At 72.1% G+C, this 25,345-nt stretch carries 24 protein-coding genes and 1 pseudogene; 14 read left to right on the forward strand and 11 right to left on the reverse strand.

Features of this window, described 5'->3' with window-relative positions; genetic code table 11:
• Positions 1–126 precede the first annotated feature (126 nt).
• The 3 genes from EXU48_RS14240 to EXU48_RS14250 all read right to left on the reverse strand — a co-directional run bounded on the left by EXU48_RS14240 (position 127) and on the right by EXU48_RS14250 (position 4,281).
• Positions 127–1,071, reverse strand: coding sequence for an N-acyl homoserine lactonase family protein (locus EXU48_RS14240; RefSeq protein WP_133108314.1), 945 nt, complete (start codon positions 1,069–1,071; stop codon positions 127–129).
• A 100-nt stretch (positions 1,072–1,171) separates the two neighbouring features.
• Positions 1,172–1,885 carry a TetR/AcrR family transcriptional regulator gene (locus EXU48_RS14245; RefSeq protein WP_133108315.1) on the reverse strand — a complete coding sequence of 238 codons (714 nt, stop codon included), beginning with the start codon at positions 1,883–1,885 and terminating at the stop codon, positions 1,172–1,174.
• Positions 1,886–1,983: 98 nt separating this feature from the next.
• The gene (locus EXU48_RS14250) at positions 1,984–4,281 is read right to left on the reverse strand and encodes an ATP-binding protein (protein WP_133108316.1); all 2,298 of its coding nucleotides are present in this window, start codon (positions 4,279–4,281) and stop codon (positions 1,984–1,986) included.
• 201 nt (positions 4,282–4,482) lie between these two features.
• Between EXU48_RS14250 and EXU48_RS14255 the strand changes: the two genes are divergently transcribed.
• From EXU48_RS14255 to EXU48_RS14270, 4 genes are all read left to right on the forward strand, one after another.
• Positions 4,483–5,436 carry an alpha/beta hydrolase gene (locus EXU48_RS14255; RefSeq protein ID WP_133108317.1) on the forward strand — a complete coding sequence of 318 codons (954 nt, stop codon included), beginning with the start codon at positions 4,483–4,485 and terminating at the stop codon, positions 5,434–5,436.
• Between the two features lie 44 nt (positions 5,437–5,480).
• Positions 5,481–6,194, forward strand: coding sequence for an alpha/beta fold hydrolase (locus tag EXU48_RS14260; RefSeq protein ID WP_133108318.1), 714 nt, complete (start codon positions 5,481–5,483; stop codon positions 6,192–6,194).
• A gap of 156 nt (positions 6,195–6,350) precedes the next feature.
• Positions 6,351–6,746, forward strand: a complete 396-nt coding sequence (locus EXU48_RS14265) for a ferritin family protein (RefSeq protein ID WP_133108319.1) — start codon at positions 6,351–6,353, stop codon at positions 6,744–6,746.
• The gene (locus EXU48_RS14270; protein ID WP_133108320.1) at positions 6,743–7,552 is read left to right on the forward strand and encodes a family 1 encapsulin nanocompartment shell protein; all 810 of its coding nucleotides are present in this window, start codon (positions 6,743–6,745) and stop codon (positions 7,550–7,552) included. The genes EXU48_RS14265 and EXU48_RS14270 overlap by 4 nt, the downstream gene beginning before the upstream one ends.
• A 27-nt stretch (positions 7,553–7,579) precedes the next feature.
• Here EXU48_RS14270 and EXU48_RS14275 read toward each other — a convergent pair whose 3' ends face one another.
• The gene (locus EXU48_RS14275) at positions 7,580–8,380 is read right to left on the reverse strand and encodes a MerR family transcriptional regulator (protein WP_133108321.1); all 801 of its coding nucleotides are present in this window, start codon (positions 8,378–8,380) and stop codon (positions 7,580–7,582) included.
• Between the two features lie 38 nt (positions 8,381–8,418).
• Here EXU48_RS14275 and EXU48_RS14280 point away from each other — a divergent pair, with 38 nt between their 5' ends.
• Complete coding sequence (locus tag EXU48_RS14280; protein ID WP_235857036.1) at positions 8,419–8,895, forward strand: DUF6194 family protein; 477 nt, start codon at positions 8,419–8,421, stop codon at positions 8,893–8,895.
• Positions 8,896–8,932: 37 nt separating this feature from the next.
• Here EXU48_RS14280 and EXU48_RS14285 read toward each other — a convergent pair whose 3' ends face one another.
• Both EXU48_RS14285 and EXU48_RS14290 read right to left on the reverse strand, forming a co-directional pair.
• On the reverse strand, positions 8,933–9,682 hold the full coding sequence (locus EXU48_RS14285; protein ID WP_133108322.1) for a class I SAM-dependent methyltransferase: 750 nt from the start codon (positions 9,680–9,682) through the stop codon (positions 8,933–8,935).
• A gap of 100 nt (positions 9,683–9,782) precedes the next feature.
• Positions 9,783–10,550, reverse strand: a complete 768-nt coding sequence (locus tag EXU48_RS14290) for a GntR family transcriptional regulator (RefSeq protein WP_235857037.1) — start codon at positions 10,548–10,550, stop codon at positions 9,783–9,785.
• 266 nt (positions 10,551–10,816) lie between these two features.
• On the opposite strand from EXU48_RS14290, the gene iolC reads away from it, so the two are divergent.
• The 7 genes and pseudogenes from iolC to EXU48_RS14325 all read left to right on the forward strand — a co-directional run bounded on the left by iolC (position 10,817) and on the right by EXU48_RS14325 (position 19,200).
• Positions 10,817–11,800 carry a 5-dehydro-2-deoxygluconokinase gene (gene iolC / locus EXU48_RS14295; protein ID WP_133108323.1) on the forward strand — a complete coding sequence of 328 codons (984 nt, stop codon included), beginning with the start codon at positions 10,817–10,819 and terminating at the stop codon, positions 11,798–11,800.
• A gap of 29 nt (positions 11,801–11,829) precedes the next feature.
• On the forward strand, positions 11,830–12,717 hold the full coding sequence (locus EXU48_RS14300) for a Cgl0159 family (beta/alpha)8-fold protein (RefSeq protein ID WP_207947740.1): 888 nt from the start codon (positions 11,830–11,832) through the stop codon (positions 12,715–12,717).
• On the forward strand, positions 12,714–13,703 hold the full coding sequence (gene iolB, locus EXU48_RS14305) for a 5-deoxy-glucuronate isomerase (RefSeq protein WP_235857038.1): 990 nt from the start codon (positions 12,714–12,716) through the stop codon (positions 13,701–13,703). The genes EXU48_RS14300 and iolB overlap by 4 nt, the downstream gene beginning before the upstream one ends.
• A complete protein-coding gene (gene iolD / locus EXU48_RS14310) occupies positions 13,700–15,604 on the forward strand; it encodes a 3D-(3,5/4)-trihydroxycyclohexane-1,2-dione acylhydrolase (decyclizing) (RefSeq protein WP_133108324.1) in 1,905 nt (634 codons plus the stop codon). Before iolB ends, iolD begins: the two co-directional genes overlap by 4 nt.
• A 42-nt stretch (positions 15,605–15,646) precedes the next feature.
• Positions 15,647–17,149 (forward strand): annotated as a pseudogene (locus EXU48_RS14315) (CoA-acylating methylmalonate-semialdehyde dehydrogenase); the annotation flags it as partial.
• A gap of 226 nt (positions 17,150–17,375) precedes the next feature.
• Positions 17,376–18,152: a TIM barrel protein gene (locus EXU48_RS14320; protein WP_407938739.1), complete on the forward strand. Its 777-nt coding sequence runs from the start codon at positions 17,376–17,378 to the stop codon at positions 18,150–18,152.
• A gap of 37 nt (positions 18,153–18,189) precedes the next feature.
• A complete protein-coding gene (locus EXU48_RS14325; protein WP_133108326.1) occupies positions 18,190–19,200 on the forward strand; it encodes a Gfo/Idh/MocA family oxidoreductase in 1,011 nt (336 codons plus the stop codon).
• A 27-nt stretch (positions 19,201–19,227) separates the two neighbouring features.
• On the opposite strand, the gene EXU48_RS14330 is transcribed toward EXU48_RS14325, so the two are convergent.
• Positions 19,228–20,085, reverse strand: a complete 858-nt coding sequence (locus tag EXU48_RS14330) for a helix-turn-helix domain-containing protein (RefSeq protein WP_133108327.1) — start codon at positions 20,083–20,085, stop codon at positions 19,228–19,230.
• A 98-nt stretch (positions 20,086–20,183) separates the two neighbouring features.
• Between EXU48_RS14330 and EXU48_RS14335 the strand changes: the two genes are divergently transcribed.
• Positions 20,184–20,804: a TIGR03086 family metal-binding protein gene (locus EXU48_RS14335; protein WP_133108328.1), complete on the forward strand. Its 621-nt coding sequence runs from the start codon at positions 20,184–20,186 to the stop codon at positions 20,802–20,804.
• A 39-nt stretch (positions 20,805–20,843) separates the two neighbouring features.
• On the opposite strand, the gene EXU48_RS14340 is transcribed toward EXU48_RS14335, so the two are convergent.
• Positions 20,844–22,334, reverse strand: coding sequence for an HNH endonuclease signature motif containing protein (locus EXU48_RS14340; RefSeq protein WP_133108329.1), 1,491 nt, complete (start codon positions 22,332–22,334; stop codon positions 20,844–20,846).
• The gene (locus EXU48_RS25100; RefSeq protein WP_133108330.1) at positions 22,250–23,071 is read right to left on the reverse strand and encodes a hypothetical protein; all 822 of its coding nucleotides are present in this window, start codon (positions 23,069–23,071) and stop codon (positions 22,250–22,252) included. The genes EXU48_RS14340 and EXU48_RS25100 overlap by 85 nt, the downstream gene beginning before the upstream one ends.
• A 99-nt stretch (positions 23,072–23,170) precedes the next feature.
• Here EXU48_RS25100 and EXU48_RS14350 point away from each other — a divergent pair, with 99 nt between their 5' ends.
• Positions 23,171–23,629, forward strand: coding sequence for an SRPBCC family protein (locus EXU48_RS14350; protein WP_133108331.1), 459 nt, complete (start codon positions 23,171–23,173; stop codon positions 23,627–23,629).
• A 1-nt stretch (position 23,630) separates the two neighbouring features.
• On the opposite strand, the gene EXU48_RS14355 is transcribed toward EXU48_RS14350, so the two are convergent.
• A complete protein-coding gene (locus tag EXU48_RS14355) occupies positions 23,631–23,840 on the reverse strand; it encodes a dodecin (protein ID WP_133108332.1) in 210 nt (69 codons plus the stop codon).
• A 154-nt stretch (positions 23,841–23,994) separates the two neighbouring features.
• Complete coding sequence (locus EXU48_RS14360) at positions 23,995–25,311, reverse strand: alpha-amylase family protein (RefSeq protein ID WP_133108333.1); 1,317 nt, start codon at positions 25,309–25,311, stop codon at positions 23,995–23,997.
• Positions 25,312–25,345 lie beyond the last annotated feature (34 nt).

Below are 25,345 nucleotides of genomic sequence, written 5' to 3' on the forward strand. Positions count from 1 at the left end.
GACCTCTCTGGGAAGAATCAATATGTCCAGAGCGTAGCGCAGCGCGTCCGTCTCCACGTCGATCCGCGCCGATCCGGGCCGATGCGGGCCGATGCGGGCCGATGCGGGCCGATGCGGGCCGGAGCGTCAGTGGCCGTCCGTCGTGGCCGTGGGCGCAACCGGCCGGTCGACGAAGTCGACCTGTCCGATGACCGAGCCGGGCTCGGCCCGGAACCGCGGCCGGCTCGGCTCGAGGAGGTCGAGGCGTCCGTCGAACGTGGCCGCCATGAAGGCACGCAGGTCGGCGAGGCCCGCAGGGTCCGGCGAGCCCTGGAACGTGCGTTCCAGCAGGGTGCCGTACTCGGTGTGGTCGTGGCCGGGCGCCAGCACCAGGTCCGGCATGGACGCCATCAGGGCGCGAATGCGGGCGATCGAGTCCAGCTGCAGGCGCTGGGCCCGGCGTCCGAGCATGATCGGGCGGAGCCGGTCGACGGCCAGGTGGCGGACGGTGTACAGCGTGTCGCCGGCGCAGAGCAGGTCCCAGCCGGGGCCCCGGACCAGCACGCTCAGGTGCCCCGGTGCGTGGCCCGGGGTCGGCAGCAGCACCACCGAACCGTCGCCGAAGAGGTCCTGGGTGGCCGCGAACGATCCGAACGGCCCGGAGTCGAGCCCTACGAGTTCTGGCTGCAGCCCGAGACCCTTCAGGGACGGCGTCCGACGGTACGGGAAGATCCCCAGGTTCCGGGCCCGCCACTGCTCGCGGGACACGAACACCCGGGAGCCGACGAGGTCCCGAACCCCGCCGAGATGGTCCTCGTGCAGGTGGGTGAGGACCACCACGTCGATGTCCGACGGCGTCAGGTCCAGTCCGGCGAGTCGGTTCACCAGGTGCTCGCGTTGCTCGAGCTCGTACTCGTCCTCGTCGAACGCTGCCCGCAGCAGCGGGCCGTCGTAGTACTCGCGGTGGCGGTGTGCCTGGTCGTGGTTGATCCCGGTGTCGACGAGGATCCGGCCGTGCTCCGGATGCTCGACGAGGAAGGCGAAGATCGGGACCCGGATGAAGTGGGACTTGTCACTCAGGAAGCTCACCATCGCGCGCAGCCCCAGCCACTCCCCTCGGTCCCGCCGTAGAACTGCCCGAAGGGAACCTTCGTCGCCCCGATCCGGAGCACGTGCACCGCGGTCGGATCGCTCACTTCTCCTCCGGCACGCGCCGGCGCGCGGCCGCGCTCGCCCACGCCTCGATGTCGGGCCCGGTGACGAAGTCCAGCTCCCCGTGGTCGAGCGCGAGGACGCGCTGCAACGCCCCGACGTGTGCCGTGACGGTCCGCCGCAGGTCGTCCGGGCCGGCGCTGCCCTGCATGATGGCGAGAATGGCCCGGCCGGACCGGTCGGCGAGGTCCTGGACGAGGGTGATCACGATGTCGGCGAGCGCCGCGGGGTCGTCCTGCGTGATCGAGCCCTCGTCCCGGGCGTCCGTCAGCACCCGGGTGACGAGCGGGGTGAGCCGGGCGGCACCCTCGCGTCGCAGGCGAGCCGCGACGATCGCGTTCGACTCGGCGAGTACCGGGGCGGCCGCCTCCACGAGGAACTCCCGGTCCGCCGACTTCGCCCCGGACAGCGTGGCCAGGAACGCGCGCAGCCGGTCCAGCGCCGGTCCGGGGCGCTCGACGATCGGCGCCAGCGCGACCTCCCAGGCCCGGAGCCGACGCTCGAGCAGCGCCGTGAGCACGTCGTCCTTCGCTTGGAAGTAGTGATAGAAGGCACCCTTCGAGATCCCCGCGGCACCGAGGATGTCCGCGATGGTGACGCGGTCGTAGCCCCTCGTCACGATCAGGTGCTCGAGCACGTCGAGGATCGCCTCACGTTTGCGCCGATGAGCCTGCGGGTCGAGCGTGCGCGCCATGTGACCTCCAATAAACCGACTGTCGGTCTATTATTCACGCAGCCGACTCCACCTGGCAAGGCCACCGATCACGAGCGGCGGTTTCGGCTCGACCAGCGTCAGGGCCGGGCGAGCTCCACCAGCAGGTCGCGCACCTCGAGCCGGTCGACCTGGTTGCCGGAGTCGCCGAATCCCCGGGAGGCACTCTCGGCCGCGGCCAGCGCCGCGCCACGCTCGCCCAGTGCCTGGTGGCCCCGGGCCCGGAGCAGGTGCATCCGCGCGATGCCGTTCCGGTCCCCGACCCGCTCCAGGGCGTGGATCGCCGGGCCCGCACTGCCGACGGCGGCGCGCCAGTCCGCGTGCTCGGACCAGACCCGGGCGATCGCGGCCAGCGCCTGCGCGGCGGTGAACTCCGCGACCTGCCCCCGCGGGCGCGTAGCGGGGTCGGTCACCAGGTCCACCACCTCACGCAGGGTTCCGACCGCCTCGGTCGCGCGACCGAGCCGGGCGAGGGCGATCGCGCGGCACATGATCGCCTGCGGCAGACCCTCGCGGTCCCCGACCTGACGGAACAGCCCGGCCGCGGCCGCCGCCCCGCTCAGGGACAGCACCGGGTCGTCCTCGCGTGCCGTCCAGGCGACGTAGTACTGGGCCCAGGCCGTCAGCACCGGATCGCCGGACCGCCGAGCCGCCTCCAGCCCGGCGCCCGCCGCCGCCATCGCCGCGGCGTGGTCACCCCGGCATCGGCGCTGGGCCCACGCGAGATAGCCGAGGTGGGTGGCCCGCAGTCCCTCGTCGCCGAGCGACTGCGCGGCCTCGGCCGAGGCTCCGAAGAGCGTGTGCCAGCGCCCCCAGGTCGGCCACAGGTCGGAGAACCAGTGCAGCGACTCCGCCACCTCGATGACCCGCTCGTGCGCGTCGGCTCGCGCCGCGCGCTGGAGCGCCGGGAACCAGTTGTCCGCCTCCGCGGTGAGCCAGGCTCGAGCGTCGTCTGCGCACCGCAGCGGCACCGGGTCGTCGAGGTCCGCAGAGCCCGCACCGAGGATCTCGGGCTCGAACCAGCGTCCGGCCCGGACCACGGTGTCCAGCAGCCAGGTGTCGGCGACGGCGCGGGCCTGCTCCCGTGACGCCGGTGCCTCCTGCGCACCGAACTCCGCGTGCGCGTACAGGCGCAGCAGGTCGTGCAGCAGGTAGCGGTCACCCACCGCCGGCTGTACCAGGCCCAGTTCCACGAGTTCGTCGAGGAGGTCCTCGGCGTGCCAGACCTCCAGTCCGGAGACCGCGGCTGCCACGCCCGGCCCGAAGGTCCGCCCGTCCGCGAGGGCCAACCGCCGGAACAGCCGTTGCGCGGCCGCGCCGAGCTGCCGGTAGGAGAGTCCGACCGCCGTGCGGATCGTGAGGTCCCCGGCCGTGAGCGCGTCGAGCCGCCGATCCGGCACGGCGAGCCGCTCCGTCAACTTGGCGACCGTCCACCCGCGGCGGCTGGCGAGCCGGTTCCCGGCGATCCGCAGGGCGAGCGGGACGCCGTCGCAGAACTGGGCCAGGCGGGCGAGCTCGGGGGCCGATGCCTGCCACCGCGGCAGGATCGTCGCGAGCATCGCCTGCGCGTCCGCGTCCGCGAGGCGGTCGAGATGGATCCGGTGCACCCCGTCGAGCCCGGTGAGCGCTCGGCGGCTCGTCACCAGGACCGCAGCCGGGCCGGAACCGGGCAGCACCGCCCGGACCTGGGCCTCGCTGCCGGCGTCGTCGAGGATCAGCAGCACCCGGCGTTCCTTGAGCAGGTCGCGCAACCGCGCCGGATCCGAGCGGCCCTCGACCCGCTGGGAGCCCAGGGCGCCCATCAGTTCGGCGATCACCTCGCCGGGTGCGAGGGTCACCGGGGACATGGCCCCGAGATCGAGGAAGACCTGCTCGGGGAACGTCTCCCGCAGCAGGGCCGCCGCCTGCACGGCGAGGCTGGTCTTGCCGTACCCGGGTGGCCCGGTCACGACCACGACCGGCGCCGGAACGAGGGTCGGGCCCGTCCCGTCGCCGTCGCGCTCGAGATCGCGCAGCGCCGCCGTCAGGGCGGCGAGCTCCCTGGCGCGGCCCGCGAAGTCCGCAACCGCACGCGGCAACGGAAGGTGCGTGCCGCCGTCGGGCAGGGAATCGGGCGGGACGGGCGGCGCACCACGCGGGCCGGCGCGACGTCGCCCGGCCCGCGCCGCGGCGACCAAAGCCGACCGCTCCGGCTCCGGCAGCCGCAACCCTCCGGCGATCGCGAGCATGGTGCGGTGGTGCGGGCCGAGAGCCGCGCCGCGCTCGATGTCGCCGAGCGCCCGGTCGCTGACCCCGGATCGCTCGGCGAGCTGCTCGAGGGTCAGGTCGGCGCCGGTGCGCAGCCTGCGCAGCAGGGTCCCGAGGGGTTCGGGCGCCATGGCGGCTCTCCAGGGTGGGTCGCGGATGCTGACACCAACTCAGACCGGGCGGACCACCAGGGTGTGACACCCGACCCGGCGTCGGTGGAACGCAGGAGGGAACGCACTTCCTGCCGGAGAACTTCCTGGTCCGCCGGGCACCTCCTTGCGAACCTCGATGAGGCGACACGACCTGCCGCCCGAACCCGAGAAGGAGAGAGCATGAGCGAGATCATCCTGGAGCCCGAGGCCCAGGCGGTCGCGGACGCTTCGTCCAAGCCGCCGTACCTGTACGAGCTGGGCACCGAGGGCGCCCGCAGGGCGCTCGACGACATCCAGGCCGCACCGGTCGACAAGCCGGATGTCGACGAACGGTGGCTACGGGTGCCGGCGGAGGTCGGCGGTGTGGACGTCCGGATCGTGCGACCGGTCGGGGCCGAGGGCCCGCTGCCGGTCGTGCTGTACGTGCACGGCGGCGGCTGGGTGCTCGGCAACGCCGGCACGCACGACCGCCTCGTCCGCGAACTCGCCGTGGGCGTGCACGCCGCGATCGTGTTCGTGGAGTACACCCGCTCCCCCGAGGCGCGCTACCCGGTCGCCATCGAGCAGGCCTACGCGACCGCCCGCTGGATCAGCACCGACGGCGCCGATCATGGTCTCGATGCCACTCGGATCGCCGTGGCCGGGGACTCCGTCGGCGGCAACATGACCGCTGCGCTCACGCTCCTCGCCAAGCAGCGCGGCGACGTGACGTTCGTGCACCAGTCCCTGTACTACCCGGTCACCGACGCCGCCCAGGACACCGCCAGCTACCGCGACTTCGCCGACGGCCCGTTCCTGACCGCGAAGGGCATGGCCTGGTTCTGGGACGCCTACTCCCCCGACGCCGACGGCCGCCGCGGCGAGATCACCGCTTCACCGCTGCGCGCCACCCTCGACGAGCTCGCCGACCTGCCGCCCGCGTTCGTGATCGTGGACGAGAACGACGTCCTGCGGGACGAGGGCGAGGCCTACGCCAGGCGCCTCACCCAGGCCGGTGTCCCGACCACGAGCGTCCGCTACAACGCGATCATCCACGACTTCATGATGCTCAACCCGGTGCGCCGGAGCCAGGCGAGCACGGCCGCGATCGAGCAGGCCGTGCACGTGCTGCGCAAGGCCCTCGGCACCCTCTGACCAGCCCATCCCCCGCAGTACCCCACCGAAGAGAGAGAAGAACCATGTCCACCACCCCCACAGTGCTGCTCGTGCACGGCGCGTTCGCCGAGTCCGCGAGCTGGAACGGTGTCATCACGCGCCTGCAGGGCGAGTCCGTCCGGGCGGTCGCGGTCGCGAACCCGCTGCGTTCGGTCGCCGGCGACGGTGACCACGTGCGCGCCGTCGCCGACGCCATCGGCGGCCCGGTGCTGCTCGTCGGTCACTCCTACGGCGGCATGGTGATCAGCCATGCCGGCGCGGACAACCCGAACGTGGCCGGCCTCGTCTACGTCGCCGCGTTCGTCCCCGAGACCGGCGAGTCCGCCCTGGAGCTGTCCGCGAAGTTCCCCGGCAGCACCCTCGGCGACGCACTGCTCGGCTACCCCGTGCCCGGCGGCGACGTCGAGCTGCGGATCACCGGCGAGAAGTTCCACCAGCAGTTCGCCCACGACGTCCCGGCCGACCTCGCGGCGACCATGGCCGCCACCCAGCGGCCGGTCACCGAGGCGGCCCTGAAGGAGGCGCTGGCCGTGCCGGCGCCGTGGCGGGCGGTGCCGACCTGGTCCATCTGGGCCGAGCAGGACCGCAACATCCCGGCCGAGCTCGAGGCGTTCACGGCCGAGCGGGCCGCGACCCGGGCGGCGATCGAGATCGCGGGCGCGTCCCACGCGCTCTCGGTCTCGCAGCCCGACGCGGTGGCCAAGGTGATCCTGGAGGCGGTGCGCACTACTTCCTGAACGCCCTCCGGCCGCCGGCGAGGTTGCCCCGTCGGCGGCCGGAGGTCGTGACTCCTCCGGCGCGCCCCTGCGGTCTCAGCCGGTCCTTCCCGTTGAGGCCCGCGGTGGCCGGGCGTAGTGTCGCCGGTGACCGCGGACGTTCGCTCTGGAGGCACGATGCCCACCGACCAGTACCACGAACCACCCGGGGAGCTCTCCGAGCAGACCCGCACGTTCGCCCGGATGTGCGCGAGCCTGGCCGAGGAGGCCGAAGCCATCGGCTGGTACGAGCAGCGCATCTCCGTGGAGCCGGACGAGGTCTCCCGGGCGATCATGCTCGACTCCCTCAAGGAGGAGTACAAGCACTTCTCGATGGAACTGGAGTTCCTGTTCCGGGCCAAGCCGCTCTGGGCGGAGATCGCCCGCGGGGTGCTGTTCCAGGAGGGCGACATCGTCGCGAACGGGGGCGCCGCCGAGGAGGGGGCCGGTACCGCGGAAGCGCCCGACGGCGCAGGTACTTCCGACGCCTCGGGCACCTTGGGCATCGGGTCACTGAAGGGGCAGGGACTATGAACCACCTCCTCAGGTCGCATGCGCCGATCTCGTCGGCCGCCTGGGACCAGCTCGACGCCGAGGCCACCGAGCGGCTCACCGTGGCGCTCGGCGCGCGCAAACTCGTCGACTTCTCCGGCCCGCTCGGGTGGGAGGCCTCCGCCACGAACCTGGGCCGGGTCGGCCCGGTCGCCGACACCCCCGCGCCGGGCGTGATCGCGCGGTCGCGCCGCGTGCTGGCCATGATCGAGGTCCGGGCGGACTTCAGCGTGTCCCGCGACGAGCTTGCCGCCGCCGACCGCGGTGCCCCCGACCCGGACCTGACCGCCCTGGACGAGGCGGCCGTGCGGATCGCCGAGGTCGAGAACACCGCGATTATGCACGGCTGGACCGAGGCCGGCATCACCGGCATCACGCAGGCGAGCTCGCACCGGGCCCTGCCGCACGACCCGGACGCGACGCACTACCCGCAGCAGGTGGCCGCCGCGGTGGCGACCCTGTTGCGCGCCGGGGTGGCCGGGCCGTACGGGCTGGCCCTCGGTCCGGCCGACTACACCGAGGTGATCGAGTCCGCCGAGAACGGCGGGTACCCCCTGTTCGACCACCTCCGCAAGATCCTCCAGGGCGGCCCCATCGTGTGGGTCCCCGGCCTGCGGGGCGGCACCGTGATGAGCATGCGCGGCGGCGACTTCCTGTTCACCGCGGGCCAGGACTTCGCCATCGGTTACAGCCACCATGATTCCGAATCGGTGCACCTGTACCTGGAGGAGTCGTTCACGTTCCAGGTGGCCACCCCCGAGGCCGCGATCGAACTCTCGGACGAATAGTCGCCGTGGCGGGGCCCGCCCCGGCGATCAGTCCACCCGGGCCTCGCCGGCCTCGATCACGTCGGCCAGGTCGGCGCCGGCCCGGAGCAGCGCGAGGCTCCGGGTGCCGACGTCCGCGAGCCGGGCCTCGAGGATCCGGTTCGTCTCGCCCGGTTCACGTCCCAGCCGCACGAGGAGTCCGCGGACCGCATCGATGCCGTAGCCGGCCGCGCGCAGGGCCGCGACGATCCGAGCGGTCCGGGTCGTCGCGACGTCGTACCGGCGCACCCGCAACGAGGTCACCCGGTCGGGGTGCAGCAGGCCCTCGTGCTCCCAGTGCCGCAGCGTCGAGGTGCGCACCCCGAGTGCCCCGCCGAGCTCGGTGATGCTCATCGCGTCGGCCGGCCCGCCCACTCCGGCACCGGCGTCGGACCCGGGCGCCACGTCGGTCCGGGTGAGTCCCGTCGGCCCGTCCGCCTCGGCGGCGATGGCCCGCAGCGCGGCGCCGGCCGCGAGCAGGTCGGCTCGCTCGCGGTGAAGTCCCGCATGCAGCGCACTGACCGCCGCCGCGGCAGCGGTGGCCGGACCCTCCGTGAGTCCGCGCAGGGTCCGGCGCGCCGTCACCGGCCCGGCGGCGACCGCGAGCCCCCGATACGCGCGCAAGGCACGCACGTGCCGTCGCGAGTAGACGCGGTACCCGTTCGGCGCCCTGGGCGCCGCCGGGATCACTCCGAGCCGCTCGAGGTCGCGGACCTGCTGGACCGAGTATCCGGTGATCCGGGCGAGGTCGACCGTTCGCAATGTGGGGTCCGCTGCTCCATCGGACGTGGAGCCTGCACGATCGCTCATCCAACCCCACATAAGCACTCGAAGGTCACACTTGAACTATGACCACGAACTCGAGTATGGCTCAGATCATCGACACCGTGCACGCCCTTCCCGGTTCCCTCGTCCTCGCGCCCGGACCGGGATCGGAGTTCCCCGAGCTCGCCTGGGGTGACTCCTTCTTCTACTACGCCCCGGACGGACAGGTGCCCACGAACACCCAGCCGTACGCGACCGTCGTCACGAAGGACTATCCGGACGATACCGGTTCCGATCTCGACCCTGCGGGCCGCTGGCGACTCAACCTCCATGTGGGCCGGGACCGCTTCACCGAGCTCACCGGCGCGACCCCCGGCGACCTCGCCGTCGGGCGGGACCCGAGCGCGACCGATGTCGTCATGGCGCACCCGGTCTACTCCGCCCTCGGGTGGGTCGCGATCGTCAACCCGGCGGAGGGCACCCTGAGCCTCGCGCTCGACCTGCTCCGGGAGGCGCACGAGGCGGCCGCCGCCCGGTACCGACGACGTCACGCCGAGTGATCGGCGAGCGCCCGCGCGCGACCGGTGGGCAGCGCCCCTAGGCCGGGACCGCGCCGACGGCGAACCGGAACCTGTTGACCAGCCGGTACCCGCCGTCGGGCGTGCGAAACCTCCGCGCTGCCGCGAGCACGGTCGCCGCTCGCGCCGCCCGAGTGGCCCGGTCCTCGCCGAGGAGCACGGCGCGCACGAGCAGCGCATCGTCGGGGACCTGCCACGGGACGTCGACCACACCGGCCTCCCGCACCCGAAGGCCGGCCTCGGCGAGGGCGTCCTCGAGACCACCGGCAATCCTGAGGTCGCCGTCCGGGCCCGGTTCCTCCCCCGCGTGGGCCGCCAGCGCCGCCTCGATCGCGTCCAGATCGTTGAGGGCTGCCTCGGCCCAGTTCGCGATCGCGACCAGCCCACCTGGTCGGAGCACGCGCGCGGCCTCGGCCAGGGCGTCGGTCGTGTCCGGCGCGAACTGCAATGCGTTGACGCCGGTGACCACGTCCTGGCTGGCGGCCGGCCAGGGCAGCCGCTCGAAGCCCGCCCGGCGGACATCGGCGCCGGGCACCCGCCGCCGGGCCAGTTCGAGCATCGCCGGCGCGGGATCCGCACCCGAGACGACCGCCCCGGTCGCCTCCAACGTCGCCAGGAACTCCCCGCTTCCGCAGCCGACGTCGAGCACTCGCGTTCCCGGCACGATGCCGGTCGCCGCGATGGTCCGCTCGTGCACGGGCGCGGCCACCGCGCCCCAGTGCGCCGCCCACTCCGTGGCGAGCTCGGACCATACCTGCGCGGCGGACACCCGGGCAGCCTACCCACGGCTCAGCCCAGGCGCCGAGAACTGGTGACCCCTTGTACGGACATATTGACACTCTGACGCTTGCCACGAAGGCCGAGGAGCGTCAGCGGGCCACGACCGTGGTGTCGAAGGTGTAGCGCGAGCCGCGGTACAGGTGCGATCCGAACTCCACGACGGCGTTGACGTCGTCGAAGGCGATCCGCTCCATGGTCAGGAGCGCAGCACGGGGCCGTTCGTCGAGGACCCGCGCCTCGGCGGCGGTCGCGAGCCTGGCGCCGATCGTCTGGCGGGCGAGCCGCATCTGCACCCCGGTGGCGCGCAGCGCGGCGTACAGCCCCACCTCGGCGAGCTCGGCCTCGGTGGGTGCGATCTCCGCGCGGAGGTGGTTGGTCATCAGCGCCAACGGCTCGTCGTCGGCGAACCGCAACCTCTCGATCGTGACGACCTCCGCGCCCGGCTCGACCCCGAGTCGCTCCGCGATGATGTGATCGGCCGGGTGCGCCTCCAGGCTCAGCACCTCGGTGCGCGGGGTCCGGCCGGCGGCCGCCAGGTCGTCGTACAGGCTGGTCAGCTCCACCGGACGGCGGATCAGTTCCGAGGCCACCTGGGTGCCGATACCGCGCCTGCGGATCAACAGACCCTGCTCGACGAGGTCCTGGAAGGCCCGCCGTGCCGTGGGGCGGGAGACCCCGAGCCGAGCGGCCATCGCGAGTTCGTTCTCGACCCGGGTGCCCGCCGGCAGGTCCCCGGAGGTGATCATCGCCTTCATCGCCTCGGCGATCTGATGGTAGAGCGGCACCGGGCTCGACCGGTCCAGCGCGACCCGTGGCAGGTGCACAGTCTCCCCCGTGCTCGCGGTGTCCATCTCCATGTCGGTCCCCCTCGTCGCAACCATCAGCAGGCCCCTCGTTGACATCCATCGGCGGCGCGCCTCGCCTCGCCTCGTGCGCTCCCTCACGCAGCGGACTCATGGTCACGTTAACGCGATTCAAAGCCTAAAGTCCATATGTCCTTACAAAGACTTGACGGGGCGCGCGACGATGAGGCACGGTTGAGACCCGCCCGGTGGCGGACAGTCGAGATCGCCCCGAGACGTGGGTGAGGTCGCCCCTGAACGGGGCAGAGGGGTTGCAGACGATGACGGCGCCAACGACGCCCGCGGAGGTCCTCACCATGGGGCGCTCCGGGGTGGACATCTATCCGCTGCAGACCGGAGTGGGCCTCGAGGACGTGACCAGCTTCGGCAAGTTCCTCGGCGGCAGCCCGATGAACGTGGCGGTCGCCTCCGCCCGGCACGGGCACACCGCCGCGGTGCTGACCGGTGTCGGCGACGACCCGTTCGGGGTGTACGTGCGCCGGGAGATGCGTCGGCTGGGCGTCAGCGACGAGTTCGTGATCACCAGCACCACGCTCAACACGCCGGTCACGTTCTGCGAGATGTTCCCGCCGGACCACTTCCCGATCTACTTCTACCGTCAGCCGAGCGCCCCCGACCTGCAGCTGACGCCGGCGGACCTCCCGGCCGAGGCGGTCCGGGACGCCCGGATCATGTGGTTCTCGGTCACCGGGCTCTCGGAGGAGCCGAGCCGGTCGGCCCATCACGCCGCCCTCGCCCACCGCGAACGGCGCGAGCACACCATCCTCGACCTCGACTACCGGCCGATGTTCTGGGCGGACCCGACCGAGGCGAGCGCCCAGGTCCGCGCGTTCCTCACCGGGGTCACGATCGCCGTCGGGAACCGGGAGGAGTGCGAGGTCGCCGTCGGCGAGCGGGACCCCGACCGGGCCGCGGACGCGCTCCTCGAGGCCGGCGTGGAGCTGGCGATCGTCAAGCGCGGCCCCGAGGGGACGCTCGCCAAGACCCGCGAGGAGCGGGTGGAGGTGCCACCGGTCCCGGTGGACGTCGTCAACGGGCTCGGCGCCGGGGACGCCTTCGGCGGTGCGCTGTGCCACGGACTCCTGTCCGGGTGGTCCCTGCGCCGGACCATCACGGCGGCGAGCGCGGCGGGCGCCATCGTCGCGGGCCGGCTGGAGTGCTCGACGGCGATGCCCACGGAGGCCGAGGTGCTCGCCGTGATCGACGAGGGCCGCTCCCCGAACGACCTCGAGCGGGCCGCGTGAGCGCTCCGACCACACGGCCACTGCCGGCGTTGGGCCGAAGCGGCATCGCCGCGACCCTCGAGGGCATCCGGGACCTGCGCACGCATGCGCCCGGGCGCATCGCCGAGGTCCTCGCGGCCAGGCCGCGGGGAGAGTTCCCGACCGACCCGAGCGCCCGCCTCATGATCATCGCCGCGGATCACCCGGCCCGTGGCGCGCTGACCGCCGGTCCCCGGCCGTTGGCGATGGGCGACCGCCGCGACCTGCTCGAGCGGTGCGCGACCGCCCTCGCCCGGCCCGGCGTGCACGGTTTCCTCGGCACCGCCGAGATCGTCGAGGAACTTGCCCTGCTCGGAGCGCTCGACGGCAAGTTGGTGTACGGCTCGATGAACCGCGGCGGGTTGGCCGGGGCGGCCTTCGAGCTGGACGACCGGTTCACCGGCTACGACGCCGACGGCATCGTCGCGTCCGGCCTGGACGGCGGAAAGATGCTGCTGCGCATCGACTACGACGAGCCGGCGTCCGTGGCGACCATGGAGTCGGCGGCGCGGGCCGTCGACGCCCTCGCCGCCGCCGGGGTGATGGCGATGGTCGAGCCGTTCATCTCCACGCGGGCCGAGGGTCGGGTGCGCAACGACCTCTCGGTGGAGGCGGTGGTCCGGTCCGTGACGATCGCGGCAGGGCTCGGCCGGACCTCCGCCCACACCTGGCTGAAACTGCCGTACGTGCCGGAGATGGAGCGGGTGATGGCGGCGACGTCGCTGCCGGCCCTGATCCTGGGCGGCGAGGTCGACCCGGACCCGGGCGCCGCGGCCGAGGGCTGGGCCCGGGCCGTGCAGGTGCCCGGCGTGAAGGGCCTGATCATCGGCCGCTCGCTGCTGTACCCGCCGGACGACGACGTCGAGGCAGCCGTGGACCGGGCGGTGTCGGTGTTGTGAGCACCGGAGACCTGAGGAGCTCGCAGCCGCTGAGGCGCGCCGGTGCCGATGCCACCGGTCCGTTCACCGTGAGCCTGTCCCCGGAGGACGCCGGCTGGGCGTTCTCCGGCCTGCGGGTCCTGGACCTACCCGCCGGGGGCCGTCAGGACCTCGAGACCGGCGCCGACGAACTGCTGGTGCTGCCGCTGACGGGAGCCTGCACGGTCACCGTGACCACGGACACCGGGATCACGGGCGGCGGCGGCGCGGGCGGCGGCGGCAGCGCGGACCCCGAGAACATGCCGAGCGCTCACACCCGGACCTTCGCGCTCCAGGGCCGAGCGGACGTGTTCTCCGCCGTCACCGACCACCTCTACGTCCCGATGGGCGCGACGCTGACGATCACGTCGGCGGGCGGCGGCCGGTTCGCGCTGCCGAGCGCACGCGCGAGCCGTCGGCTGCCGGTCAGCCACCGGAGAGCCGACGAGGTCCGCGTCGAACTGCGCGGGGCCGGAACGTGCTCGCGGCAGGTCAACAACTACGCACTCGGGAATGATCTGGACACCGACCACCTGCTGGTCTGCGAGGTACTCACGCCGGGCGGCAACTGGTCCTCCTATCCCCCGCACAAGCACGATGTCCACTCCGAGGTCGAGCGCGAGCTCGAGGAGATCTATTACTTCGAGGTCGCGCCCGGCCCCGACGGCCCCGGCTTCGCGTTCCATCGCACCTACGGCACGGCGGACCGGCCGCTCGAGCTGACCGAGGAGGTACGCACTGGGGACGTCGTCCTCATCCCGCACGGCTACCACGGCCCGTCGATGGCCGCCCCGGGCTATGACCTGTACTACCTGAACGTGATGGCCGGGCCCGCGTCGGACCAGCAGTGGCTGATGACCGACGACCCCCGCCACCACTGGATCCGCGACACCTGGGCCGACCAGGAGATCGATCCCCGGCTGCCGATGACGAGCACGCCGGCCGAGGGCCGGGAGGGCCACACATGAGTGCTGCACCCGGAACTCCGACCGAGCGGCTCACGGTGGGCCAGGCGCTGGTCCGGTTCCTCGCCGCCCAGCACACCGAGCGCGACGGCCTCACCCAGCCGCTGTTCGCGGGCGTGTTCGGGATCTTCGGGCACGGGAACGTGGCCGGCCTCGGCCAGGCGCTCGTCCAGAACGAGCTGGATCCGGCGCCCGGCGAGGAGCGCCTGAAGTACTACCACGCCCGCAACGAACAGGCGGTGGTGCACGCCGCCGTCGGGTTCGCCCGCACCCGCAACCGGCTCCAGACGATGGCGTGCACGGCCTCCATCGGACCGGGGTCCACGAACATGGTGACCGGGGCGGCCCTGGCCACGATCGACCGGATCCCGGTGCTACTGCTGCCCTCGGACATCTTCGCGACCCGGTTCCCCGACCCGGTGCTGCAGCAGCTGGAGGACCCACGCAGCCTCGACGTCTCGGTGAACGACGCGTTCAAGCCGGTGTCGCGGTTCTGGGACCGGATCAACCGGCCCGAGCAACTGATTCCGAGCGCGCTGGCCGCGGTGCGCGTGCTCACCGATCCTGCCGAGACCGGCGCGGTGACCCTGTGCCTGCCGCAGGACGTCCAGGCGCAGGCGTACGAGTGGCCGGTCGAGTTCTTCCGCAGGCGGGTCTGGCACGTGGCCCGACCCTTCCCCGAACCGGCTGCCCTGGACCGGGCCGTGGCCGCGATCCGCGCCGCGAAGCGCCCGCTCCTGGTGGCCGGCGGCGGCGTCGTCTACTCGGAGGCGAGCGCGGCTCTGGCCGCGTTCGCCGACGCGACCGGGATCCCGGTCGCGGACACGCAGGCCGGCAAGGGTGCGATCGCGTTCGACCACCCGAGTGCCGTCGGCGGGGTCGGGGCCACCGGCACCGCGGCTGCGAACGCCCTCGCCGCCGAGGCGGACCTGGTGATCGGGGTGGGCACCCGGTACACGGACTTCACCACCGCCAGTCATACCGTGTTCGCGAACCGCGACGTCGCCTACGTCAACGTCAACGTGCTCGCGTTCGACGCGGCGAAGCACGCCGCGGACATGGTCGTGGCCGATGCCCGTGAGGGCTTGCGCGCGCTCACCGAGGCACTCGCCGGGCACCGCGTGGATCCTGCCTACGAGGCCCGGGCCACCCGGCTCGCTGCCGAGTGGGCCGCCGTCACGGACGAGTGCTACCACCGCGGCCACGGACCGCTGCCCGCCCAGACCGAGGTGTTCGGCGCCCTGAACGAGCTCATGAGCGACGAGGACATCCTCATCAACGCGGCCGGTTCGATGCCCGGGGACCTGCAGGCGCTCTGGCGGGCCCGCAGCCCGCACCAGTACCACCTGGAGTACGGCTACTCCTGCATGGGTTACGAGATCCCCGCTGCGATGGGCGCCAAGCTGGCGGCCCCGGAGCGCGAGGTCGTCGCGATCGTGGGCGACGGCACCTACCAGATGATGCCCGCCGAGCTCGCGACCATCGTCGCGGAGAACCTGAAGGTGATCGTGGTGCTCCTGCAGAACCACGGTTACGCCTCGATCGGGGCACTGTCGGAGTCCGTCGGCTCGCAACGGTTCGGCACCAGGTACCGGATGCGCACCGACGACAGCGACCGCCTCGACGGCCCCCCGGTGCCCCTCGACCTCGTCGCGAACGCCCGCAGCTTCGGCCTGGACGTGCTGGAGGCCCGGACCATCGAGGAGTTCCGAGCCGCCTACATCGCGGCCGCCGCCGCACCCCGGGCCACCGTGATCCACATCGAGACCGACCTGCAGGGCCCGAACCCGCCGTCGTCGGCGTGGTGGGACGTGCCCGTCGCCGAGGAGTCCCGGCTGGCGAGCACCCGCGCCGCCCACGAGGCCTACCTGGAGGCGAAGAAGAACCAGCGCCACTACCTGTGACCGCGCTCAGCCACACCCCGCACCACCCGTCCCGCACCACCCATGGAGGGCCCACCCCTGATGAGGACCATCAAGCACTGGATCGACGGCACCGAGGTGGACGGCGGGGGCGCGCTCACGCCCGTCCACGACCCGGCCACCGGGGCGGTCATCGCCGAGCTGGCCACGGCCGACCGGTCCGTGGTCGACGCGGCCGTGGCTGCGGCGAGCGCCGCCCAGCGGGCCTGGGCGGCGACCTCGCTCGCCCGGCGTACCGAGATCCTGTTCCGGATGCGTGAGCTCGTGGTCGCGCACACCGACGAACTCGCCCGGATCATCTCCGCCGAGCACGGCAAGACCGTCGATGACGCGATCGGCGAGATCGGCCGGGGCCGCGAGACGCTGGACTTCGCGTGCGGGATCAACCAGGCGAGCAAGGGCGAGTTCAGCGCCGACGCGTCCACCGGGGTCGACGTGCACAGCCTGCGCCAGCCGGTCGGTGTGGTCGCCGGCATCACGCCGTTCAACTTCCCCGTCATGGTGCCGATGTGGATGCACCCGGTCGCGATCGCCACCGGAAACGCGTTCATCCTCAAGCCCTCCGAGCGGGACCCCTCCGCCGCGAACTTCGTCGCGCGCCTGTACGCCGAGGCGGGCCTGCCCGACGGCGTGTTCCAGGTGGTGCACGGCGGCAAGGAAGCGGTGGACGCCCTGCTCGAGCACCCCGGTGTCGGTGCGGTGTCGTTCGTCGGCTCGACCCCGATCGCCCGGTACGTCCAGCAGGTCGGGATCGCGCACGGCAAGCGGGTGCAGGCGCTCGGCGGGGCGAACAACCACGCCGTGGTGATGCCGGACGCGGACTTCGAGTTCGCCGCGGCACAGATCTCCTCGGGTGCCTTCGGCTCGGCCGGGCAGCGCTGCATGGCGGTGCCGGTGGCGGTCGCCGTCGGGGACGCCGCGGAGCCGCTGCTCGCCGCGCTGAAGGCCGAGGCCGAGAAGATCACCGTCGGTCCCGGCTCCGACCCGGGAACGGACATGGGGCCGGTCATCACGGCGCAGGCACGCGAACGAGTGATCCGCGCCGCGACCGAGGCCGTCGCGGCCGGTGCCGGCGTGGTCGTGGACGGCCGGGACGTCACCGTGCCCGGGCACGGAGGTGGCTACTTCGTCGGGCCGACCCTGCTGGACAACGTCACCCCCGAGATGTCCGCCTACCGTGACGAGATCTTCGGGCCACTGCTGACGGTGCTCCGGGTCGCCGACCTCGACGAGGCGCTCGACCTGGTGAACTCCTCCCCCTTCGGCAACGGCTCGGCGATCTTCACGAGCTCCGGTGAAGCCGCACGTCGCTACAGCCATGGCGTGGAGGCCGGCATGGTCGGGGTGAACGTGCCGATCCCGACCCCGGTCGCCTACTACTCCTTCGGCGGCTGGAAGGACTCCCTGTTCGGTGACCACCACGCCCACGGCCCCGAAGCCGTGCGGTTCTACACCCGCAACAAGGTGATCACCACGCGCTGGCCGCACCGGGACAGCCGGGTCGAGGCCAGCATGAGCTTTCCCAGCACGACCAGCCGCAACCCACGCACCCGACCCGACCTCCGCCGTCGTCCACCAGAGAGGGCCCCGACCCATGACCCAGCCGAGCAAGGCCAACAACCCCGACCCCCGGTACAGCAAGCTCACGGTCGGCGTGTGCCCCGACCAGTGGGGCGTGTGGTTCCCGCAGGACGAGCAGCAGATCCCGTGGCAGACCGCGCTGGACGAGATGGCGCAGGCGCAGTTCTCGGTGATGGAGACCGGCCCGTTCGGGTACTTCCCCACCGACCCCGAGCGGCTGCAGCAGGAGATGGACGCCCGCGGTTTCCGGGTGGTCGCGGGCACCGGCTGGGGCATCCTGCACAAGGAGGAGGCGTGGGCGGAGACGGAACGGACGTTCCGGGCGATCGCGGCCACGCACGCGGAGGTCGGAGCGGAGTACCTCGTGCACCTGCCCCCGCTGTTCCGGGACGACAAGACCTGGGAGTTCATCGACGATCGTGAGCTCACACCGGCGGCGTGGGACCTGTACGTGCGGAACGCGAACCGGCTCGGCAAGCTCCTCAAGGACGACTACGGGCTGAAGATGGTGCTGCACCCGCACGGCGACTCCCACATCGAGACGCCCGAGGACATCGACCGGGTGTTCGCGGCGACGGACCCGGAGTACGTCGGTTTCTGCCTGGACACCGGACACATCGTCTACGGTCAGGGCGACCCGATCGAGATGATCAGGACCTACCCCGACCGGATCTCCTACGTGCACATCAAGGCCTTCGACCCGGAACTCGTGCGGCAGGCCCACGAGCTGGACTGGCCGTTCGGTGAGGCCGTGGCGCGGGGTGCGTCGGTGCGACCGCCGGCGGGCGAGCCGGACATGCCGCAGCTGATCGAGGCGCTGGCGGACCTCGACAAGGAGCTCTACGTCATCCTCGAGCAGGACCTGTACCCGGCGGACCCGGCGCTGCCGCTGCCGAACGCCATCAAGACCCGCGAGTACCTGGCCGAGTGCGGCCTCGGCCTGCTCTGACCCGCGCCCGACGAACCCGACCCACGAGGACCAGCACATGAGCGTTCGCATCGGCATCATCGGCCCCGGCGGCATCGGCCGCGCCCACATCGCCAGGATCAGCGACCGGCTGGCCCGCGGCCGCGTGGTCGCGGTCACCGACATCGACCCCGCCCACGCCCAGCGGGTCGCGGAACCGATCGGCGCGGCGGTGTACCCCGACGATGCAGCGCTGATCGACGCCGACGACGTCGACGCGGTCATGGTCACCAGCTTCGGGCCGGCGCACGAGGGCTCGGTGGTCCGCGCGATCGAGGCCGGCAAGCCGGTCTTCTGCGAGAAGCCGCTGGCCCCGACGGCGGCCGAGTGCCTGCGCATCATGGATGCCGAGCAGCGTGGTGGTCGGCGCCTCGTCCAGGTCGGCTTCATGCGCCGCTACGACGCGGGGTACCGGGAGATCAAGGCGACGCTCGAGCGTGGTGAGCTCGGTGCCGCGCTCATCGTGCACAACCGCCACCACAACCCGCACTCCCCGCAGACCTACCTGGAGGGCATGTCCATCACGGACACCGCGATCCACGAGATCGACGTGATGCGGTTCCTCCTCGGCGAGGAGATCGTCTCCGCCCGGGTGGACAAGCCGAAGCGGACCACGAGTGCGTTCGCGCACCTCTCCGACCCGCTCATGCTGGTGCTGCGGACCGCCTCGGACGTGCTCATCGACGTCGAGATCTTCGTCAACAACACCTACGGCTACGACATCAAGTGTGAGGTCGTCGGCGAGCGTGGCCTCATCGCGCTGAGCGACCAGAACGCCACCGTGCGTACCTCTCCGACGGGGCGCGGCAACCGGATCGCAGCCGACTACAACGAGCGGTTCGAGGCGGCGTTCGAGACCGAGCTGCAGGAGTGGATCGACTCCGTGCAGGCCGGCGAGATCGTGGGGCCGACGAGCTGGGACGGGTACGCGGCCGCCGTGGTGTGCGACGCCGGCGTGCGGTCACTGCGCGCGCACGGATCCCAGGAGTTTACGGTCGACCTCATCGAGAAGCCGGCGTTCTACGCCTAAGGTGACCGGCCGCCGTCGGCCTCCCGCTCAGGAGGCGGGGCCGGCCACGCCCGCCCACGCCTTCGCGAACTCCCTCGGAGTGAGCGCGGTGACCCTGGTGAAGTCGCGGCTGAAGTGGGCCTGGTCGGCGTAACCGAGCACGGCGGCGACGTCGGCGAGGCTGCGCGGCTGCTCCCGCAACCGCTGCGCCGCCTCCTGCAGCCGGCGCCGCTGGATCAGCCACTTCGGGCTCAGCCCGACCCGGCGCCGCACCAGCCGCTGCAGCGACCGTTCGGTCAGGTCGAACTCGGCGCAGACCTGGGCCACCCGGAGCACGTCCGGGTTCTGCTCGACGAACGCGACCACGGCGTTGATGAGCTGGCCCTCCTCGTCCACCGGCAGGGAGCCGCGCAGGACGTCGGTGTAGGCAGCCATCGCCTCGCCGTGGGCGGTGGCTGCGGTCGGGTCGGACCGCATGACGGTCCGGACCCGTTCGGTGAGCTGCTCCCCCGCCGCGCCGAGCACGTCGGCGACGGGGACGTGGGTGTCGGTGTACTCCGAGACCGACCGGCCCGTGATCAGGTAGCCGGCCGACGGTGCGCACATCACGCCGACGGCCCATCCGTCGCCGGTGAGCGTGGTGGTGGACAGCCCCGAGACCACACCATAGAACCGTGCGTAGGTGTTCGTGATGACGAACAGGCAGTGCGGATACTGGAGCACCCGCTGGGGCGCCTCCTGTCCCGGCGGCACCGACCAGACCGGGATCCAGAACCGTTCCACTAGGCCGTGCAGTGCCGGGTCCGGCTCGTACCGGAACATCGTGTGGGAGGCGTCCCCGGGTTCCTTCAGGTGCGCACGCTCGATGGTGTCGATCGGCCGCAACGGGCCACTGTCGGATTTCATCAAGACCAAGCCTCCCGCACCTGGCTAGCGTCGAAGGCATCAGAGTTCACCAGCGCCGCTGCCGCCGCGCACGTCGCTAACCCGTTCGGAGCCTCCCGATGAACACGACCGACAACACCAGTTCGACCGATACGACGAGTTCGACAACTGGCACGAAGACGGCGGCAAGCTCGCGCGGCCCGGCGACGGCCCACCGTCGGGTCGATGAACCGTTGTCCGCGCTCCTCGGCTCGGTCCCGAGCGACGGCTGGTCCTCCAGTTCGCCGTGCGAAGGCTGGTCGGCCCGGGACGTGGTCCGCCACCTGATCGAGACGCAGCGCGAGTTCCTCACCGGACAGGACCTGGACCTCGGTCCGGCGCCGGACGTCGATGGGGATCCCGCCGCCGGCTGGAGTGTGCACTCGGCGCGAGTCTCGGCACTGCTCGCCGATCCCGAGGTCTCCGCACGGGGCTTTGACGGATTCTTCGGACCGACCACCATCGGTGCGACGTTCGAGCGGTTCTACGTCTGGGACATGGTGGTGCACCGCTGGGACATCGCGCGCGCCACCGGCACCGACGAGGCGCTCACCGGGTACGAACTCGACATGATCGAGGCGGGCGCGGAGAGCTTCGGCCCGACCCTGTACATGGACGGCATCTGTGGGCCGGCCGTCGTCCCGCCCGACGGCGCCGATCGCCAGACCCGTCTGCTCGCCCGCCTCGGTCGCGCCGTCTGAGGAATGGGACCCCAAGCCGTCTCGAAGTGAATCCATGGCTCAGAAGGGTGCTGGTTCGTCGGGGTCGGGTGCGGTGCGGTAGCTGGGGCCTCCGGAGCTCGCGGGTCGGGTTCTGGGGAGTTCGGTGATGGTGCCGTCGGGGGTGCGCATGTAGACGTGACCGGTCGGGGTGCGCCAGAACCGGTTGCCATGCGCGTCGACCTCGTCCTCGAAGTCGCCGTGGGTCTTGAGCAGGTGGCAGCGGCGGCACTTGGGGTCGAGGTTGTCGTCGCTGGTGGGGCCGAGCGGGAACGGGATCCGGTGGTCGAGCTCGGTCATCCGGGCGGTGGCCGAGCACCCGGGCGCGGTGCAGTGTGGTTCGTTCTCCTTGATCCGGTCGGCCATGTTTTGCGGCGGGATGTACCTGGTGGTGCCGTAGTCGATGACCCGGTCGGTGATCGGGTCGGTGACCAGGCGTCTCCACTGCCCGCCCGCGGCGAACGCGCGGGCGACGTCGGCCGGGATCGGCCCCAGCCCCTCGACGTCGGCGGGCAGGTCACCGCCCATCAGCGTCGACAGGGGCACCCGGATCAGGATCTGGGCGCGCCGGCCGCCGAGCACCCCGACCGGCCAGATCCGCGGCAGTCCTCGATCCGGAGCCGGGTTGAAGACCCTTGGGTCGGCCCCGGTGTCCGCTCCATGCCACGAGCCATGGAACCCACCCGTCTCGCCGAACGAACTGGAGGGCACATCCGTCCCCTCGGTCCCACCGGCCGGGTCGGCCGCAGGCACACCCGACCCCTCGGACCCACCGGTGCGAAGCACATCCGCGCTCTCGGGTTGGTCTTCGCGGCTGCGGGCGGGATCGCGATCAGCTTCGCCCACGGTGGCGGGCGCGGAAGTCTCAGTCTCCGACCCGGGGCCAGACCCGGAGTCAGCGGTCGCAGTTCCGGCCGTGATCTGGCCGTGGTCACCTGCGGACGCCTCGTCCTGCTCGCCGGCGCGATCTGCGACATCGTCGCCATGCTGATGCTCATGGGCGCACGGGCCGGTCCGGAGTTGGAGGCTGAATCCGCTCAGATCGCCGACCTGGCCCACGCCGAGGCCGTGGGCGGCGAGATCGGCGAGCACGTCCGCACGCAACTGTTCCAGGGTCCGGAGATCACCAGCGGCCTTGGCCGAGGACGCCGCACTGTCCAGAAGGAGGTCCAGCGCGAGCGCATCGGCGGCCGGCCAGTACACCGAGTGAGCGGCCATCCCGTCCACGTCAACCCGGGCGCGACCCACGTACCGGCGGGTGCTGGCGCGAGCGGCCCGCTGGGTGAACAGGCTCGGGTCTGCCGCCGCGACCAGCGTCGCGACCTCCCGGGCGACCCGATGCCTCGTCCAGAGCACCGCCTTCGGCAACAGTTCGTCCTGAACCTTGAACGCGTCCTCGGCGTCCAACACCGAGACCGCGACCGCGATCACGTCAGCCTTACCGGCATCGATGTCACCGCGTGCCAGCGCGTCCCCGGTGGGGGCGGCGATCCCGCGGAGGAACTGACCCACCCGGACCAGCCGGTTGGCCTCCTGCTTCGAACACCCCACCTTCGGCGCGATCTCGTCGGCGGCAAGGGACTCACGGAACGCCGGTCCTTACCCACCGCACGAGGACGGGCCATGATCATCGTGTCCCGGGATGCCAACTCTGCGGCGACCTCCCGCACCCCCGCCGCGGCGGCGGATTCCAGACGGCGGTAGCAGGCCAGGGCGTCGACGAGTTCGCGGTCCGCCATCGCGGCCAGGTCCGCACGATCGAGCTCATCGACCAGGAACCCGTCCACAGGCCGCCTCGACAACGCCTGCGCGTCGACACGCGGCAGATCGTCCCCGCCCAGGTCCTCGGGCACCTCCGCGCGCACCACGCGACGCCTCGAGCCATCCGGCCCAGCAGTGCCGGACTCGCCTGTGCTCCCGGGCTCGCCGGCCACGCGGGCCACGCGGGCCGTGGGCCGGATGGCGTCGACACCGCTATCGGGAGCGAGGTCGACGCGCGCATCGTCCGGAGGCAGCCCGTCGAACTGATCGACGAACTCCGCGTACCAGTCCTGGTACTCCATCTCCCGCTCGAACGCGGCCACCTCGGCCAGGTCCTCAGGGGACAACTGGGCCAACGCGGTCTCATCCAGCGCGGCGTAGTCGATCACCCGGACGGCCGCACTCGGCGAAACGACCGAGCTCGCACAGCACTCGCCCGACGGCGTCTTCGCCTGCGGGTGGCTCTCGCCCTCGGGTCGATCGAACATACGTACTACACTACGCCCCGCGACGGACATTGGGAAGGCCCGCAACCCTCCTGTGGACGAGCCGATCGGCTGGGGCCCAGGGCGCATAGGCTCGCTCCCGTGCCCACGATCCGACTCCAGACCCTGGTTCCCGCACCGGTCGAGGCCTGCTTCGATCTGAGCCTCTCGGTCGATGCGCACACCGCGTCGATGGCGCGCTCGGGCGAGCGTGCGGTCGGGCCGGTCACCGCCGGCGTGCTGGGACCGGGCGAGTCGGTGACCTGGCGGGCCCGCCACTTCGGGATCCCGTTCACCATGACCTCGCGGGTCGTCGAGTACGAGGCGCCGCACCGGTTCGTCGACGAGCAGGTCTCCGGCCCGTTCTCCCGGTGGTGGCACGAGCACCGGTTCGAGGCGGTCGACGCCGGGACGCTCATGAGCGACCTGGTCGAGTTCGCCTCCCCGCTCGGTCCGGTCGGCCGGGTGGCGGACCGGTTGCTGCTGACGGGCTACCTGACCCGTCTGCTCACCACCCGGAACGACTGGATCGTCGCGACGCTCGGCGCAGCCGCGAGGTGAGTCACTCCTCGATCCGGAACCCCAGCTTCATCGTCACCTGCCAGTCGGCGACGGCGTTGTCCTCGATGTGCCCACGCACCTCGCTCACCGCGAACCAGTCGAGGTTGCGGACGCTCCGGGCGGCCTTGGCGACGCCGTTCGAGATCGCCGCGTCGATGCCGTCCGGGGACGTGCCGACGATCTCCGAGACGCCGTAGGTGTGGTTGGCCATGGTGGTTCCTCCTCGAACCTCCCGGGCGCGGGCGTGCGCGCCGGTGACAGCACGCTAGACCCGCGGGCCGACGGCGGCGAGGCGACGGCCCCTCCGTCGCGTGCCCGACACCGACGGCGCCGATGTGTCGGCACGCCCCGACCGTCGGAGCGCCCTACTCGAGCACCGCCCACCCGTGCCCCGGCACGCGGACCCAGCACCCGCCGTCGCCGACCTCGGCCTGCCCGGCCACCACCGAGGTGACGCCGACCCCGTCAACCCGCGCGGCGCCGTCGGCGACGTTCAGCAACACGACGAGCCGCCCGCCGTCGCCGACCACCTCGAACGCGTACGTCTCGTTCGCCAGGCTCAGCGCAGCCGTACGCGCCGTGCGCAGCCACGGGTGCCGGCGCCGCACCGAGATCAGCTCCTGGTGCTGGTGGTAGACGTCCCAGCCGCCCTCCGGCAGGTCCGCCGGCGCGCCGGGAAAGGCGGGCCGGATCGCGTCGTCCCCGCCGAACCGCTCCTCCTTGACCGCCTCGAACCCCTGCTCGTCGCCGTAGTAGACCGACGGCGTCCCACCCACGGTCATGAGTGTCACCACGGCGTGGGCACGCATCCGCGGGTCGGGGATCTGGGTCGCGATCCGGGTCACGTCGTGGTTGCCGACGAAGGTCAGCGGCACGAACGTGTCGAGCATCTCGTTGTGGCGCCCGAGCGCGTGGTCGAGCTCGTAGAAGTTCCGCTCCCGGATCGAGTTCCAGATCGCCTTCCACAGCTCGTACTGGGTGACCGCGTCCATGCCGGACTCGGCGACGATCTGCGCGTAGTCGCCGTGGATCACCTCCCCGACCACGTACGCCTCGCCGAACTCGGCGCGCACCGCCGGCAGCACCCGCTGCCAGAAGGCGGCGGGCACCGCGTACGCCGCATCCAGCCGCCACGCGTCCGCGCCCGCACGCAACCAGTGCAGCATCACCTCCGTGACCAGTTCGGCGACCGCGTCGTCCTCGTGGTTGAGCGCCACCAGCGCGTCATGCCCCTCGAAGGTGCCGGCCACCGGCGATCCGGACTCGTCCCAGGTGAGGTCGAACAGCCGCGCCCGAGCTCCCCCGGGCCCCTCCTCGAGCGCGGCCCGGAACGCCGGGTGCTCCCGCCCGACGTGGTTGAAGACGCCGTCGAGCATCACCTTGAGGCCACGTTCGTGGGCGGCGGCGACCAGGGCGTCGAAGTCGGCTCGATCGCCCAGTCGCGGATCGATCGCGAGATGGTCGAGGGTGTCGTAGCCGTGGGTGCTCGCCGTGAAGATCGGGCCGAGCGCGATCCCGGACACGCCGAGCCCGACGGCGTAGTCGAGCCAGTCGATCAGGTCACGTAGACCATGGGTCGCCTGGGTCGGCTCGGGCGCCGGCTCCCCCAGTTCCCTCGGTGCTCCGACGAAGCCGAGGGGGTACACCTGCCACCAGATCGCGTGCTCCTGCCAGGACGTCATGGCCCTCATCCTCGCAGCCTGGACCGGATGGGAC

The organism is Occultella glacieicola, from assembly GCF_004353825.1.
In the GTDB taxonomy this organism is placed as follows: Bacteria; Actinomycetota; Actinomycetes; order Actinomycetales; family Beutenbergiaceae; genus Occultella; species Occultella glacieicola.

Excerpts from the sequence above, each read along its gene's own strand:
- EXU48_RS14240 (WP_133108314.1), bottom strand. The coding sequence starts at position 1,071 with ATGGTGAGCTTCCTGAGTGACAAGTCCCACTTCATCCGGGTCCCGATC.
- EXU48_RS14245 (WP_133108315.1), bottom strand. The coding sequence starts at position 1,885 with ATGGCGCGCACGCTCGACCCGCAGGCTCATCGGCGCAAACGTGAGGCG.
- EXU48_RS14250 (WP_133108316.1), bottom strand. The coding sequence starts at position 4,281 with ATGGCGCCCGAACCCCTCGGGACCCTGCTGCGCAGGCTGCGCACCGGC.
- EXU48_RS14255 (WP_133108317.1), top strand. The coding sequence starts at position 4,483 with ATGAGCGAGATCATCCTGGAGCCCGAGGCCCAGGCGGTCGCGGACGCT.
- EXU48_RS14260 (WP_133108318.1), top strand. The coding sequence starts at position 5,481 with ATGTCCACCACCCCCACAGTGCTGCTCGTGCACGGCGCGTTCGCCGAG.
- EXU48_RS14265 (WP_133108319.1), top strand. The coding sequence starts at position 6,351 with ATGCCCACCGACCAGTACCACGAACCACCCGGGGAGCTCTCCGAGCAG.
- EXU48_RS14270 (WP_133108320.1), top strand. The coding sequence starts at position 6,743 with ATGAACCACCTCCTCAGGTCGCATGCGCCGATCTCGTCGGCCGCCTGG.
- EXU48_RS14275 (WP_133108321.1), bottom strand. The coding sequence starts at position 8,380 with ATGAGCGATCGTGCAGGCTCCACGTCCGATGGAGCAGCGGACCCCACA.
- EXU48_RS14280 (WP_235857036.1), top strand. The coding sequence starts at position 8,419 with ATGACCACGAACTCGAGTATGGCTCAGATCATCGACACCGTGCACGCC.
- EXU48_RS14290 (WP_235857037.1), bottom strand. The coding sequence starts at position 10,550 with ATGGAGATGGACACCGCGAGCACGGGGGAGACTGTGCACCTGCCACGG.
- iolC (WP_133108323.1), top strand. The coding sequence starts at position 10,817 with ATGACGGCGCCAACGACGCCCGCGGAGGTCCTCACCATGGGGCGCTCC.
- iolD (WP_133108324.1), top strand. The coding sequence starts at position 13,700 with ATGAGTGCTGCACCCGGAACTCCGACCGAGCGGCTCACGGTGGGCCAG.
- EXU48_RS14320 (WP_407938739.1), top strand. The coding sequence starts at position 17,376 with ATGGAGACCGGCCCGTTCGGGTACTTCCCCACCGACCCCGAGCGGCTG.
- EXU48_RS14325 (WP_133108326.1), top strand. The coding sequence starts at position 18,190 with ATGAGCGTTCGCATCGGCATCATCGGCCCCGGCGGCATCGGCCGCGCC.
- EXU48_RS14330 (WP_133108327.1), bottom strand. The coding sequence starts at position 20,085 with ATGAAATCCGACAGTGGCCCGTTGCGGCCGATCGACACCATCGAGCGT.
- EXU48_RS14335 (WP_133108328.1), top strand. The coding sequence starts at position 20,184 with ATGAACACGACCGACAACACCAGTTCGACCGATACGACGAGTTCGACA.
- EXU48_RS25100 (WP_133108330.1), bottom strand. The coding sequence starts at position 23,071 with ATGTTCGATCGACCCGAGGGCGAGAGCCACCCGCAGGCGAAGACGCCG.
- EXU48_RS14355 (WP_133108332.1), bottom strand. The coding sequence starts at position 23,840 with ATGGCCAACCACACCTACGGCGTCTCGGAGATCGTCGGCACGTCCCCG.
- EXU48_RS14360 (WP_133108333.1), bottom strand. The coding sequence starts at position 25,311 with ATGACGTCCTGGCAGGAGCACGCGATCTGGTGGCAGGTGTACCCCCTC.